A 14179-nucleotide genomic window follows, 5' to 3' on the forward strand; every position below is an offset into this window, starting at 1 on the left:
ATCATACAGAGATCCACACCAGTGAATACGGTAATAATATGCTGGCAATGAATACTACAGATGCTACAAAACCTTCTCCCAAGTTTCAACCCACAATAGGAAAAAAGCTAGAGGCTAAAATAGACTCTTCTTTACTGAGCTTTCAAAATTCTCTTTCGAAGGTGGTAAGAACTGTGGAATGTGAGGAGGCACAGGTGTTTGTAATGGGCATCTATGAGCGCTGTGAATTGGAACTGCTAAAAGAAAACCTGACCGAAGGAAAGCGCTATTACAATTTAAGGACCAAAGAAATAGCTGCCAAAGCCCTGCAGGAGCTTGCAAATAATTGCCCGGACAAGCCGTAAACAAAATACACTCCCGGTTCATTAATACTTTATTTACTGGCAAATAATTTCACATCCTCTTCGGTGATCTCATCACTTCCAAGAATGGTGAGTCGCTCCACTACATTGCGCAATTCTCTGATGTTCCCTGTCCAGTCATATGCCTTCAAAAGTTCGAGGGCCTTTTTGGAAAACTTTTTCGGAGTAGTTCCTTGTTCCGCTCCTATTTTTTCCGAAAAGTGTTCTATCAACATTGGGATATCATCTCGTCTTTCATTTAAAGAAGGGACTTTCACGAGGATCACTGCCAATCTGTGGTAGAGATCTTCCCGGAATCTGCCCTCTTCAATCTCTTTGCTAAGATCCTTATTGGTAGCTGCTACCACCCGTACATCTACGCTAATATCTTTATCAGATCCTACGCGCGAAATTTTGTTCTCCTGCAATGCCCTGAGAACCTTTGCCTGGGCAGAGAGACTCATGTCCCCAATCTCGTCCAGGAAGATGGTGCCTTTATTGGCTGTTTCGAATTTACCTGCCCTATCCTTTATCGCGGAGGTAAAAGCACCTTTTACGTGGCCAAATAGTTCACTTTCTATGAGTTCAGAAGGAATGGCGGCACAGTTCACCTCTACAAAGGGAGCCGCATGGCGTTCACTTTTCTCATGGACCCAGTGCGCAACTAGTTCCTTCCCTGTTCCGTTAGATCCTGTAATAAGGACCCTGGCATCTGTAGGTGCTACTTTTTCAATGATCTCTTTGATACCGGTGATCTCAGGGCTTTCGCCAATCATTTCATAATTCTTGCTGACCTTTTTTTTAAGGATCTTGTTTTCGATCACCAATTCCTTTTTATCCAAAGCATTTCTCACCGTAGTAAGCAACCGGTTTAGATCCGGGGGTTTCGAAATATAGTCGAATGCCCCTAAGCGCATCGTATTGACGGCTGTATCCAGATCACCATGGCCCGAGATCATAATAAAAGGGATCTCAGGTTTAATTTTTCGGGAAGCTTGCAGTACTTCCACCCCATCCATTTTAGGCATTTTAATGTCACAAAGTGCCAGGTCGTAATCGTTCTTTTTGATCATTTCCAGGCCTTTTTGGCCATCTTCTGCTTCTGCTAATTCATAGCTGTCATTTTCTTCGGATAGAATTTTAACCAATACCCTGCGGATGGCGGCTTCATCTTCAATAACTAGTATTTTTGGCATGTTTTTATGCTATTTAATTCCTTGTCTTGTGTGCGTTTCGATTACAACCATACTTGTCAAAAACGGTGCCAAGTATCAGTGACCTATTCCCAATACAAATCCTGTCTCCTGCTTTTTCTTTATTCCTTTTTGGATGATTCTCCTCCGGTTGTGGCATTTTGATGTAGAAAAGGACGCTGTTGAAAAACATGAACATCTCGCTGAGGAAACGGAATAGTAATTCCATTACTCCTGAATTGTTCATCAATTTTGTACCGCATTTCACTTCGCATCTTGGGTACAGCAAAACTATTAGAAATAAAAAAATTAAGAGAAAAGATCAAGGCAGAGTCACCAAAATCATCGAACTGTACAAAAGCCTCAGGAGATTTTAGGACTCCTTTCTGTTGGGTCCCCACATCTACCAATATTTTGGTAACCAATTTCACATCACTCCCATATGCTACCCCTACAATAAGTGATTCTCTAGTCATATTGTGATTCTGGGTATGGTTGTAAATAGTATTGGTTAAAAAGATATGATTAGGAATGATGATCACCTTGTCATCTCGGGTAATGGCCCTGGTGCTTCTAAGGCGTATTTCAAAAACCTTGCCTACCTTACCTTCCACTTCAATGATATCACCCACATGTATGGATTGATCCAGGATCATAAGGATACCCGAGATTATATCCTGAAAAAGATTTTGAAGCGCAAACCCCAGACCCACGAACAGGGCAGCCGAGGCGGTTAAAAGAACAGTTAGGTTTACTCCAGAGGTATGGAGAATAATGATGATGACTAAGATGTAAAAGAGATACTTTAAAAAGGAAAAGATACTTACGAACTTATTTTTATCGGATTCTGGTAATTTTTTAACCACCACATTATGAATGATCCGAAGCAGATAGGTCACTGCGATCACGGAGATCACAATACTAAGAAAGGTACCCACAGTGATGTGAATACTCTCACTATCATATAATTGATAGGACATAAAATCGTTCAAATTTGACAATATGTTCTTCAGCTTTTCCATCTTAATATTTTAACCATTTAAACAATTCCTTGTAACTCGGTTTTTTTCCGTACATAAGGATTCCTACCCTGTAGATTTTTGAGGCCAGCCATACAATTCCAATAAAAGTCCCAATCAACAAAGCAATGGATAGGACTAATTGCCAGATAGGTACTCCTCCATCGCCTATTCCACCGGGAAGGCGCATAAGCATAACGATGGGCGAGGTAAGCGGAAAAAGGGAAAACCCAACAGCTATAGGTCCGTGGGGATTTCCAAAAACAGAAAAGAATCCGACATAGATGGCCAGCATTAGCGGTAAAATGATCGGAAATATAAATTGTTGAGTGTCTGTCTCATTATCTACTGCTGCTCCTATAGCTGCATAGATAGAGCTGTATATAAGATATCCCAGCACAAAATAGATCATAAAAAAGAAGATCAGCATAGCCCAGGGAATTTGTAAAAGCTCATTGGCGTATAGTTGCATTTCGTTAACCTCTGAAGGCATGGTAGACATGCCGTTCATTGCAGATGGCAAGACAGCCGAATCCTGAATTCCTGTGGTCTCCAATCCAAGGAAAGACATAACCACCAACAGCAATAAGGTAGCAGAAAAAATCCAGATTGCAAACTGTGTTAAACCGGCAAGGGATGTGCCAATGATCTTTCCCATCATCAACTGAAACGGTTTTACGGATGAGATGATTACCTCAATGATCCGGCTCGTCTTTTCTTCGATGACACTACGCATTACAAAGCCCCCGTAAATAATGATAAACATCATTATCAAGTACCCAAAGCCGCCACCAATAAATGCTTTAATTTCATTGATCCCCTTTACATTTTGCACGCCTTCAAATGTTTCTGTCTGCAACTGAAATCCAGATTCAATAGTTTCAAAATCTTGAGCAGAAACGCCAAGTTCTATTAGTTTTTCTTGTCTTAGTCGCTCCTGAAAAACCCCGTCGAGTTTACCTATTACGGAAGAATTGGGCGCTTCTTGGGTGAAAAAATAAGCCCTTTTGGCAACCTGTTCTACCGTATTGCCTGCAGGTATGTACAAGAGTCCGTAATAGTTAAGTGCCAATGTAGAATCTTTGGCTTCTTCCAGGGAAAGATCTTTTAAAAGTATGTAAGAGGTCTGGTCCGTAGAGCCAAAATCTGTTGAGAAAAAGGGGCTGTCATTTAATACGGTAATCACCCTGGTCTCACTGTCATTGATCTTTGTAAGATAGGCGATGAGAACCACCATGGCCACCATTAAAACTGGACTTAAAAAAGTCATTATCACAAACGACTTGTTCCTCACCTTTGCCAGGTACTCTCTTTTTATGATCAATCCTAGTTTACTCATAGACAGATTTACTTTGTACCGTTTTTATAAAAATGTCGCTGGCCGAAGGAATGGTCTCCACAAAATTATGGACGGTTCCTTTGGATGACAAATGAGTTAATAAAGGACGTGTATCCTCAGTAGGCAATTGAATTTGAAACTGCAGTTGCGCTTCTTTTCTGTTGAAGGCTGAAGAGGTTATCTGAAACTTCTCTGTCAGTTCTTTTAGAAAGGTCTCTCCTTCCTGAATGGCCATCCCCACTGTATAGATGTTGTTCTTGTATTGCTTTTTTATATCTGAAAGTTTGCCGTCCAGGATCTTTTCTGCATTGTGCAGTAATGCAATATACTCACAGAGCTCTTCAACAGATTCCATACGGTGGGTTGAAAATATGATAGATGTTCCGCGTTCCTTCAGTTGCAAGATCTCTTCCTTAATAATGTTGGCATTTATGGGATCGAAGCCACTAAAGGGTTCATCAAAAATCAGCAACTTAGGCTCATGTAATACAGTTACTATAAATTGAATCTTCTGCGCCATCCCCTTGGACAACTCCTGTATCTTCTTATTCCACCAGTCTCCAATTTCCAGTCGCTCAAACCAGAAGCGCAATCTCTTCTTTGCCTCTTCCTTTGAAAGACCTTTTAACTGTGCCAAATACAACACCTGTTCTCCCACCTTCATACTTTTATACAGTCCCCTTTCTTCTGGCAAATACCCTATCTGTGAAATGTGTTCTGCCTTAAGCGGTTGCCCATTAAAAAATACACGACCACTATCTGGATATGTAATTTGGTTGATGATGCGAATAAGTGTAGTCTTTCCAGCTCCATTTGGACCTAGAAGCCCATAGATACTATTGGCAGGGATTTCAAGAGAGACATTTTTAAGTGCAAAGTGTGGACCGAACTGTTTAGTAATCTGCTCGGCGACCAAAATAGAATTCATGTACGCAATTTTTTCAAAGATATAGAATTGAAAGAAAAGACTTTTGGGTTTAAAAATTATTATGAGCCACAATGACCACAAATACATAAAAATGCACGATCGCATGAAAATTAGGGAGTTTAAGATGATTTCATTGCCGTAATTTTCAAATAGGGCTCAGCATTTAGCTGGAATATTTCACAACGTACCCTTTAAAAAAGCAAAACCCACCCTTACAGAAATAAGGATGGGAAAAAAATTGCTATGAAAAAGAAAATTAATATTGGTTACCCAATATCACTCCAAATATACGTTTTTTATTTAAAATCAAATCTTTATTCAACTAAGAAAACATGTCTTTTACTTTTTCAAAAAATGATTTATCTGATTTTTCCGGCCTGGGCTCAAAGTTTTCGTTCGTACTCATTTTCTCAAAGAACTCTCGTTGTTCTTTGTTTAATTCCTTTGGGGTCCAAACATTTACATGGACTAAAAGATCTCCACTTCCGTAGCCGTTTATGTTATTGATTCCTTTGCCGCGTAAGCGCAAGATCTTGCCAGACTGTATCCCAGCTTCAAGTTTGATCCTTACTTTTCCACTCACCGTATCAATTTCTTTGGAAGTCCCTAAGACCGCATCCGAGATGCTGATATACAGGTCATAGTGCAAATTGTCTCCTTCCCTTTTAAGCGTATCATGCTCTATGGTCTCAATGGCCACCAGGAGGTCGCCAGGAACACTATTTCCCGGAGCCTCATTTCCCTTTGCACTCACCTTTAGCTGCATGCCTTCTTCAACTCCGGCAGGAATTTTAATAGATACCGTTTCTTCAGACATTATTAGCCCCTGGGCATCTGCATCTGCTGGTTTTTTGTCTATCATTTGTCCACTTCCCCCACAGGAAGAGCAAGTAGCTGCGGTCTGCATCCTTCCTAGAATGGTGTTGGTAATCTTGGTTACCTGGCCGTTTCCGTTACAAGTTGCACAGGTTTTGTAAGTAACACCCGGAGCCTGTATCTTACGCCTTACCTTTACTTTCTTTTCGACCCCATTAGCCACTTCTTCAAGGTCTAGCTTTACCCGTATTCTGAGGTTGGTTCCTTTTACGCGTCTCTGCCCACCTCCAAAACCTCCAAAACCTCCAAAACTACCGCCAAAAGCACTGCCAAAAATATCTCCAAACTGACTGAAAATATCTTCCATGTTCATGCCTCCACCTCCAAAGCCACCACCTTCAAAGGCTGCATGACCGTATTGGTCATATCGGGCACGTTTATCCGGATCGCTTAAAACCTCATAGGCCTCAGCTGCCTTTTTAAACATTTCTTCTGCTTTTGCATCTCCCGGATTCTTATCAGGGTGATATTCAATTGCCTTTTTGCGATAGGCTTTTTTTATATCAGCCGCGGAAGCAGATTTGCTAAGTCCCAAAATTTCATAAAAGTCTTGCTTCATGTTCCTGTTTTAATTGCCTACCACCACTTTTGGGTGCCTTATGACCTTATCTCCGAGACGATAGCCTTTTTCAACGACGTCAATAATTTTTCCTTTTAATTTTTTACTTGGTGCAGGGATCTGTGTAATTGCGTCGTGTATCTCAGGATCAAAACCGTCACCTTCTTTAGCCTTTATTTCCTCCAGCCCCTTGTTCTTAAGTGTTTCCCTAAACTTGTTATAAATAAGTTCCACCCCTTTAAAAAGATCCTTTTCAGAGGTTTTTGCTAACTCTTTCAATGCCCTTTCAAAATCGTCCATTACAGGCAATAAAGAAGTTATCACTTCCTGCCCGGCGGTTCTGAAAAGATCTACACGCTCTTTGGATGTGCGTTTTTTGTAATTCTCAAATTCTGCGAAAAGTCGCAAAAATTTATCTTTTTCCTTTTGCAACTCCAATTCCAGTATTTCTTCTTTGGAAGCCGTTACCTCCTCCTCCTCCTCTTCGTTTTCGCCTTCAAAACCATCGGTTTCCGGATCACGGGATTGTTCCTCGTCCTGAGATAAAACGTCTTTCATCTCATCCATTTCTTCTGTTCTTTCTTTTTTACTCATTTCTGATCGTTTATTTCAAACAATTCTTCCTGGGGTATCTTAGAAGATGGCAAAAGTACTGCCATTTATTTAAAAATGTCAAAATGTCACAAAAAAACATCCTATAAATAGGATGTAAGTAAGCTTTTGATCTTAGCGATTTGGATTAAACGAATTCCTTTAGAATTGCATCACTGGGTTCTTGTGCCTTGTGGAATATACTCTCAAGGGCGTTACAGATATTTTTGTGATAGAATTCGAACCCCTCTTCTTCTATTTTCTTGCTGCTCACCCTCTGACTTGCAAATAATACGTAAGACATGTCGCCGAGCACCAATTGCATCACCCCTCTTGGGATATTAGGAAGTATCAATGGCCTATTGAGAACCACTGCAATTTCTTTGGTCAGTTTTGTATTGGTTACAGGATTGGGGGCTACCCCGTTGAAAACTCCTTGTAATTCTTGATCGATCACAAAAAGGAATTGGCGTGCCAGATCCTCAATATGTATCCATGACTGCCATTGTTCTCCACTCCCAAAGGCTGCGCCAACGTAGTATTTTATAGGTTTTGCCATAGCAGGCAATGCTCCTCCCTCTTGAGAGAGCACCAGACCAATTCGTATCGCAGCCACCGAAAACTTTAAATTATTAAATAAGCTGATTTCTTCTTCCCACTTCGAAACAACTTCGCCAAGAAAACTGCTATCAACATCTGTTATATCTTCTGTGTAGTAACGGTCTAATGAATTGGGATATATTCCAATGGCAGATGCCGAAACAAAGGACTTTATTGAGCTAACTTTTAAATTTTCAATCCCCTTTCTTAGGGTTTGCAAGCTATCCAATCTACTTCTTAAGATCTTTTTTTTGTTTGTTTTGGTCCAACGTTGTGAAATGGAGGATCCTGCGAGATTGATCACGGCGGTCACACCTTCAAAACAGTGCATATCTATCTCACCTTTTTTAGGATCCCAATGAAATCCTTTGAACCCTTCTTCTTTCTTTATTTTGCCTTTTCGTGTAGTAAGGTAATGGACTGCAATATTCTGTTCTCGTAATTTTTGCGTAATTGCCTGGCCTATCAATCCTGTAGCCCCTGTGATCAAAACGCTCATGCTCTTCTTTTTTTTGTAAAGATATTTGTTTTATGACGGAGATGATCAGGGTTTATATTAGGTTTAACAGTATTGTTTAACGATCGTTATATGGCCCCCTTAGTTATCGTTGCGACTTTTTTAATCGCACGTAACATTTCACGCTTTCCTGGTGGGCCCGGAAGTCTTTCCACTTGGAAGCCAACTGCCTGCATTGCGCGTCTAACACTACCTTTAGCCGCATAGGTGACCAGAATTCCATCGTCCTTCATGGCCTTAAACATAGTCCTAAATATCTCTTCCGTCCATAATTCGGGTTGAACCCGTGCCCCAAAAGCATCAAAATATACCAGGTCATAGGCTTCTATATCTTTAATATCTTTAAAGCTTTTTTGTTGTTTACACAATTTAAAATACGGTGTGATTTGTGTTTCGACCTCCCAGGGTACGGCGTGCATTTGCAGGAAGAACTCCCTGAATTCTTCCGCTTTCAGTTCCGATATGTAATTTAATTGGTCTAATTCGGCCGACACAACCGGGAATTTCTCTACCCCTGTGTAGTCTATTTCAATTCCCCTTGCTTTTGCTTCGAGCAGGGTAATCAAAGCATTTAAACCTGTACCAAAGCCTATTTCCAGGATAGAAACACTATTTTTTTTGATGACAGTAAGACCCTGATCCACAAAAACGTGATAGGCTTCACGGATGGCCCCGTGTTTTGAATGATAGTGTTCATTCCAGGTATCCAAATGAATGGTACTGGAACCATCGGCAGTGGTGATGATCGTCCGCTTCAACCTATTGCTTTAAAAGCACACCTTCCGCAATAAAGCTTTGAGTAATTTTTGGACTGTCAATCTTCTGAAGCTCTTCTTCTGAAGCTCCTCCATCCTTTGCATAGTGCTGTTGATCTTCTACGCTCATACTCTCGATAAAACCCTTCCCGTTAAGGGCTACTTCTTTCCCAACAATATCCTTAGGTACAAAAAATCCATAATCCTTAAAGGTAACCATGGCTTCTTTCCCGTCCCCAAGAGAAACTTTCATCCAACATCCTTTGGCCTTGCAGACGTCAGTTACTACGCCGGAAAAAGTGGTATTAAGGGTATCTGTTTCGCTAAGATTACTAAATGCCATAGCTATTTCAGCTTCCTTAAGTGCGCCCGAGGAGTCGAAGGTCTGCCCAAAAACCTGAGTTTCTTCCGTAACCGCAATCTTTTCCTCAGTTTCGGACTGAGTATTCTGCTGTTTGCAACTTCCAAGAATTAGAAAGATCACAATGATTATGTTAAATCCTTTCATTTTATGTATGTTTTATAATTTGTCTACAAAACTGGCGATTTTTCGGCAGAAAAAGAAGGAACAAGAAGGCATAAATGTTTAATTTTGAGTTGTAAATATAATAGGATGGAGACCAACATCACGAACATTAGTGTTGAAAAAGTGAAAACGTCTAAGATTTCACAGGTAGATTTCAACAATCTTCCCTTTGGTAAGGTATACTCAGATCATATGCTGGTATGCGATTATGTAAATGGAGCGTGGCAAACCCCTCACATCATACCCCATCAAAAAATTACGCTAGATCCGGCCGCAAAGATTTTCCATTACGGCCAGTCCGTTTTTGAAGGAATGAAGGCATACAAAGATGTTGACGGCCATATTTGGCTCTTCAGACCAGCAGAAAATCAGGCAAGATTAAATATCTCTTCCAAGAGGATCGCCATTCCGGAACTCCCTAAAGAGATTTTTATGGAAGGGTTGAAGACGCTTATTCAAATTGAGAAAGACTGGGTCCCAACCACGCCGGGCAGTTCATTATACATCCGTCCCTTTATTTTTGCGTCGGGATTAGGTTTGCACGCCTCTCCGGCAGATCAATACAAGTTCCTTATAGTATGCGCCCCTTCCGGACCTTACTTTTCGGGTAAATTAAAGGTGTTGATCGAAGAAAAATATTCGAGAGCAGCTAATGGCGGTGTAGGTTACGCAAAAGCCGGAGGGAACTATGCAGGGCAATTTTACCCAACTCAGCTAGCCGTAGAAAAGGGGTATCAGCAAGTGGTCTGGACAGATGACAATACACATGAATATATAGAAGAGGCCGGAGCAATGAATATCTTTGTTCGGATCAATGACACCCTACTGACCAGTCCGGTAAGCGACCGGATCCTGGATGGCGTGACCCGTAAAAGTGTGATCGATATTGCAAAGGCGGAAGGAATCCCTGTGGAGATTCGGAAGATAAGGGTGGAAGAACTTGTTGTGGCTTCAAAAAATGGTAGTCTTAAGGAAATGTTTGGGGCCGGAACTGCCGCAGTAATTTCGCCTATTTCCGGATTTGGGCACAGAGATGCGGACTATTCATTACCCGAAATTGAAAATAGTTATGCAGATCATTTAAAGAAACGCATTACTGATATTCAATACAACAGAACAGATGACCCTTTTAATTGGCGGTACAGGGTTTTATAAGAATTAGATATACCCCTAAAGCAGAGTGCTCTTCCTGGGCACTCTACGTTTTTTTAAGGATACCTTCTATATTTGGTTTGAAATAATCCGGACCTTTTAATACTTTGCCATCTTCCCTGTAAATAGGTTGGCCATCTGCCCCCAACTTACTCATATTAGATCGTTGGATCTCTTCAAAGACCTCTTCAATAATATGCTGCATTCCATGTTCCAGAATAGTACCGCACAGAATATAGAGCATATCCCCTAAGGCATCTGCTACCTCTACAAGGTCATTTTTTTCGGCGGCCTCAAAATATTCTTTATTCTCCTCGTCCATCAGGTTAAATCGAAGCTTGTTTTTGTCACTTCCCAAATTAGCTTTTGGTGCTTCTTCCACCCCTAAGCCAAAAGAATGATGAAATTGAGCTACGGCAGCTATCTTGTTTTTCATAGTCTGTGTAATAATTGTAGTTTTGCGCTAAAATATATATATGTTTAGTAAAGGGCAATTAATTTTTGCAGCCTTCTTTGTAGTTGCTTTTGCGATAATAATATTCCTTTCTTATAAAAAGGATAAAAAACTGCATACCAAAAATTACAAAGGTGTTAAATGGGTGGGTATAGTGTTTGTTATATTCATAATTATTCTGTTTGCGATTAAAGAATGGCTTAAAAATTAACATATAAATTGCCTACACCACAAAAATCTTTATTCTCACAACTAAAAATGGATTTCATTCGTATACTATAAGAAAACACGTACTTTTGCGTTATACTTTCAAAGAAATCCGATAAATGACAACCTTTTTTACCATTTTCTTTATTTTAGTATTAGTTAATGCTGCTCTTTTATCGTTTAGTATTGTCACCAGCGGACGAAGACAAGACGAAGTTTCAAAACAAGAGCCTCAGGATTCCAAAGACAGGATCTACCCGCTGGATTTGTCATCCTCAGAATACCGAAAAGCTATTTAGATTCCTATCTTTAGGAAATGAAACAGTTTTTACTGGTGTTTCTTGGCGGTGGAATAGGCAGCGGCCTTCGTTACCTTCTCAGCAAAACACTTAACCCATATACCCCTAACTTCTTTTTAGGAACCTTTGGTGTAAATATCTTAGGTTGTTTAATCATAGGTATTATCCTTGGTTTATCTGCCAAATCAACATCCTTTAGTAACAATACGGTCCTGTTTATTACCATCGGATTTTGCGGCGGATTTACCACTTTCTCTTCCTTTGCCCTGGAAAATTATGGAATGTTGCGGGAGGGACAAATACTATCTTTTCTACTTTATACCTTAAGCAGTATTGTGGTTGGTATCCTTGCTGTTGCCCTGGGCTTATGGCTTTCAAAGATTTTTTAGCATACTAATTTTCTTCTTTTAAAAACCCTGAAGATAGCTCCTCCGGCATCTCCGGCAGCTTATATCACTCGTTACCTACATCTTTTGTTAAAGTACCCTTACAATAAAATCATATAGATAATTAATCCGTTTTTGAATACCATACCCTAATTATTTTAGGGTATATTTTATTATAATGATAAAAATGAACTACAATACCCCTAATTTTTTAGGGGTTGTTTTATTTAAATTACATTTGGCCCGTCAACAATAAACAAATACAATGAAAAAAGTAGAAGCAATTATTAGAAAATCAAAATTTGATGATGTCAAAAAAGCACTGCATCAGATTGAAGTTAACTTCTTTAGTTACTGGGACGTAACGGGGGTTGGCAATGAAAAGCAAGGGCATGTCTACAGAGGTATTTCTTATAGTACCACCGATATTCAACGACGGTATTTAGAGATCGTAGTTTCCGATGACTTTCTGGAGAAAACCATCCAAACAGTTTTGGACTCAGCCTATACCGGTAATGTTGGGGACGGGAAGATCTTTGTGTCGGATGTCCTAGAAGCTTACAGAATCAGAACAAGAGAGAATGGATACGAGGGTATCAATTAAATAACCACCAAACAACTTTTAAAAAATGGATACAGGATTATTTACAGCTAACAATATATGGATGATGATTTGTACCGCATTGGTATTCTTCATGCATACCGGGTTTGCCTTTTTGGAAATTGGACTTACCCGTCAAAAAAACACTATCAATATTCTATTTAAGAACATCTTTATAATCACCGTAGGGTTATTGATGTACTATATTGGCGGATTTAACCTTATGTACCCAGGTTTCGCAGATGGTTCCATGGGTATTCTTGATTTCGCAGGATGGGGCATTGCAGCTCCTGAAAATGGGATGACCCCGGAATACGCAGACGGGGGATATACCTGGTGGACCGACTTTCTCTTTCAGGGAATGTTTGCCGCTACGGCAGCTACCATAGTTTCGGGTGCAGTCGCAGAACGAATGAAGATCGGACCTTTTATGATCTTTACCATAATCTATGTAGGTCTTGTTTACCCCATAGTGGGATCATGGCAATGGGGAGGCGGATTCCTTTCTACCCTGGGTGGTGAAGAAGGATTCTATGATTTTGCCGGCTCTACCCTGGTGCACTCCGTAGGAGGGTGGGGAGCAATTATTGGCATCTATCTCTTAGGAGCAAGAATTGGTAAATTCAGTGATGAAGGAAAAGCACAGGCAATTCCCGGGCATAATATTCCACTGGCCACCGCAGGGGTATTGGTCCTTTGGTTAGGATGGTTTGGATTTAACGGAGGTTCCGTACTCTCGGGTGATCCTGAACTTACTTCCCTGGTTTTGGTGACTACAAGCTTAGCCGCCGCCGCCGGAGGAGTAGGAGCACTAATACTGTCTACTTTTCTTTATAAAAACTTAGATCTTACCATGTTCCTCAATGGCATCCTTGGAGGCCTGGTAGGAATAACGGCAGGAGCAGATCTTATGTCGCCTAACGAGGCTGTTGTGATCGGGTTTATAGCCGGACTTATTATTGTTCTCGGGGTAGCATTTATTGATAAAATAAGATTAGATGATCCCGTTGGAGCTGTTACTGTTCACCTTATCTGCGGCATGTGGGGAACGCTTGCCGTTGGGATCTTTGGGGCCAAGGCAGGAGGAGAACAATTCTTATATCAATTAGCCGGTGTAGGTGCAGCAGCAACCTTCTGTTCCTTATCTGCCTTTCTCATCTTCTACACCTTAAAGAAAACAGTAGGTATCAGAGTGTCTAAGGAAGAAGAACTAGATGGTCTGGATCTCCATGAACATGGGATGGATGCGTATTCCGACTTTAGAATGAATCAACATTAATAAAAAGCGAACGGAGCGTTTTGCAGAACGCTCCGTTCATAACCCTTTCAAAACTTTCAATTTAAAACAGTTACTAACATCCTACTAGTAGGACATCAAAAACATTGAATTATGAAAACGATTATACATACAAATCTCGTAAAAAAAATATTCTTTTTGGCAATACTTCTGATTGCAGGATTTGGATTTGCCCAGGAAGCGGAAGAAAGTTCAAGCCCATTTTCTTTTTCCGGGAGCATAGACACCTACTTTAGAACAACTTTTAATGATGCAGGTCTTGCTACCACGGCCACACCAACCTCATTTGCTAACCAAACCGGTTTTGCATTGGGTATGGCTAACGTTATCGGTACCTATGAAACCGGTTCTACCGGCGTAGTTGTTGATTTGGTATTTGGCCCGAGAGGCACAGAAGCTACGTTTGAAAATGACGTTTTAAACGGCATAATCAATCAGGCATATGCTTATTGGAATGTATCAGAAAAAACCACTTTGACCATAGGTCGTTTCAATACCTGGGTAGGCTATGAGGTTATTTCCCCCGCAGCCAACTTTAA

Annotated in this window: 16 protein-coding genes and 1 pseudogene; 7 read left to right on the forward strand and 10 right to left on the reverse strand. The window is 40.5% G+C overall.

Annotated elements, in window-relative coordinates:
• A pseudogene (locus WBM49_RS13465) lies at window positions 1-344 on the forward strand (hypothetical protein); the annotation flags it as partial.
• Window positions 345-373: 29 nt separating this feature from the next.
• Here the strand turns inward: WBM49_RS13465 and WBM49_RS13470 are convergent.
• From WBM49_RS13470 to WBM49_RS13510, 9 genes are all read right to left on the reverse strand, one after another.
• Entirely contained in the window at window positions 374-1537 is a 1164-nt protein-coding gene (locus tag WBM49_RS13470; protein WP_424372566.1) for a sigma-54-dependent transcriptional regulator, read from the reverse strand.
• 119 nt (window positions 1538-1656) lie between these two features.
• Window positions 1657-2556 (reverse strand): mechanosensitive ion channel family protein, encoded by a 900-nt coding sequence (locus tag WBM49_RS13475; RefSeq protein WP_424372567.1) that lies wholly within the window; start codon window positions 2554-2556, stop codon window positions 1657-1659.
• A 1-nt stretch (window position 2557) separates the two neighbouring features.
• Window positions 2558-3892: an ABC transporter permease gene (locus WBM49_RS13480; protein ID WP_424372568.1), complete on the reverse strand. Its 1335-nt coding sequence runs from the start codon at window positions 3890-3892 to the stop codon at window positions 2558-2560.
• Window positions 3885-4820 (reverse strand): ABC transporter ATP-binding protein, encoded by a 936-nt coding sequence (locus tag WBM49_RS13485; RefSeq protein WP_424372569.1) that lies wholly within the window; start codon window positions 4818-4820, stop codon window positions 3885-3887. The genes WBM49_RS13480 and WBM49_RS13485 overlap by 8 nt, the downstream gene beginning before the upstream one ends.
• A 322-nt stretch (window positions 4821-5142) precedes the next feature.
• Window positions 5143-6255 carry a molecular chaperone DnaJ gene (gene dnaJ, locus WBM49_RS13490; protein ID WP_424372570.1) on the reverse strand — a complete coding sequence of 371 codons (1113 nt, stop codon included), beginning with the start codon at window positions 6253-6255 and terminating at the stop codon, window positions 5143-5145.
• 9 nt (window positions 6256-6264) lie between these two features.
• Complete coding sequence (locus WBM49_RS13495; protein WP_424372571.1) at window positions 6265-6849, reverse strand: nucleotide exchange factor GrpE; 585 nt, start codon at window positions 6847-6849, stop codon at window positions 6265-6267.
• Window positions 6850-6994: 145 nt separating this feature from the next.
• Entirely contained in the window at window positions 6995-7945 is a 951-nt protein-coding gene (locus WBM49_RS13500; protein WP_424372572.1) for a TIGR01777 family oxidoreductase, read from the reverse strand.
• 86 nt (window positions 7946-8031) lie between these two features.
• Window positions 8032-8721, reverse strand: a complete 690-nt coding sequence (gene mnmD, locus WBM49_RS13505) for a tRNA (5-methylaminomethyl-2-thiouridine)(34)-methyltransferase MnmD (protein WP_424372573.1) — start codon at window positions 8719-8721, stop codon at window positions 8032-8034.
• Between the two features lies 1 nt (window position 8722).
• Complete coding sequence (locus WBM49_RS13510) at window positions 8723-9226, reverse strand: DUF4920 domain-containing protein (protein WP_424372574.1); 504 nt, start codon at window positions 9224-9226, stop codon at window positions 8723-8725.
• Window positions 9227-9331: 105 nt separating this feature from the next.
• Here WBM49_RS13510 and WBM49_RS13515 point away from each other — a divergent pair, with 105 nt between their 5' ends.
• Complete coding sequence (locus WBM49_RS13515) at window positions 9332-10399, forward strand: branched-chain amino acid aminotransferase (protein WP_424372575.1); 1068 nt, start codon at window positions 9332-9334, stop codon at window positions 10397-10399.
• Between the two features lie 43 nt (window positions 10400-10442).
• Here WBM49_RS13515 and WBM49_RS13520 read toward each other — a convergent pair whose 3' ends face one another.
• Window positions 10443-10832 (reverse strand): hypothetical protein, encoded by a 390-nt coding sequence (locus tag WBM49_RS13520; RefSeq protein ID WP_424372576.1) that lies wholly within the window; start codon window positions 10830-10832, stop codon window positions 10443-10445.
• Between the two features lie 344 nt (window positions 10833-11176).
• Here WBM49_RS13520 and WBM49_RS13525 point away from each other — a divergent pair, with 344 nt between their 5' ends.
• From WBM49_RS13525 to WBM49_RS13545, 5 genes are all read left to right on the forward strand, one after another.
• On the forward strand, window positions 11177-11356 hold the full coding sequence (locus WBM49_RS13525; protein ID WP_424372577.1) for a hypothetical protein: 180 nt from the start codon (window positions 11177-11179) through the stop codon (window positions 11354-11356).
• A gap of 17 nt (window positions 11357-11373) precedes the next feature.
• Entirely contained in the window at window positions 11374-11745 is a 372-nt protein-coding gene (gene crcB / locus WBM49_RS13530) for a fluoride efflux transporter CrcB (RefSeq protein ID WP_424372578.1), read from the forward strand.
• A 262-nt stretch (window positions 11746-12007) separates the two neighbouring features.
• A complete protein-coding gene (locus WBM49_RS13535) occupies window positions 12008-12346 on the forward strand; it encodes a P-II family nitrogen regulator (protein ID WP_424372579.1) in 339 nt (112 codons plus the stop codon).
• Window positions 12347-12371: 25 nt separating this feature from the next.
• Window positions 12372-13622 carry an ammonium transporter gene (locus WBM49_RS13540; RefSeq protein WP_424372580.1) on the forward strand — a complete coding sequence of 417 codons (1251 nt, stop codon included), beginning with the start codon at window positions 12372-12374 and terminating at the stop codon, window positions 13620-13622.
• A gap of 111 nt (window positions 13623-13733) precedes the next feature.
• Window positions 13734-14179, forward strand: a 446-nt coding sequence (locus WBM49_RS13545) for an outer membrane beta-barrel protein (RefSeq protein ID WP_424372581.1), incomplete at its 3' end; no start/stop codon positions are given.

Source organism: Muriicola sp., from assembly GCF_049669965.1.
GTDB lineage: Bacteria > Bacteroidota > Bacteroidia > Flavobacteriales > Flavobacteriaceae > Muriicola.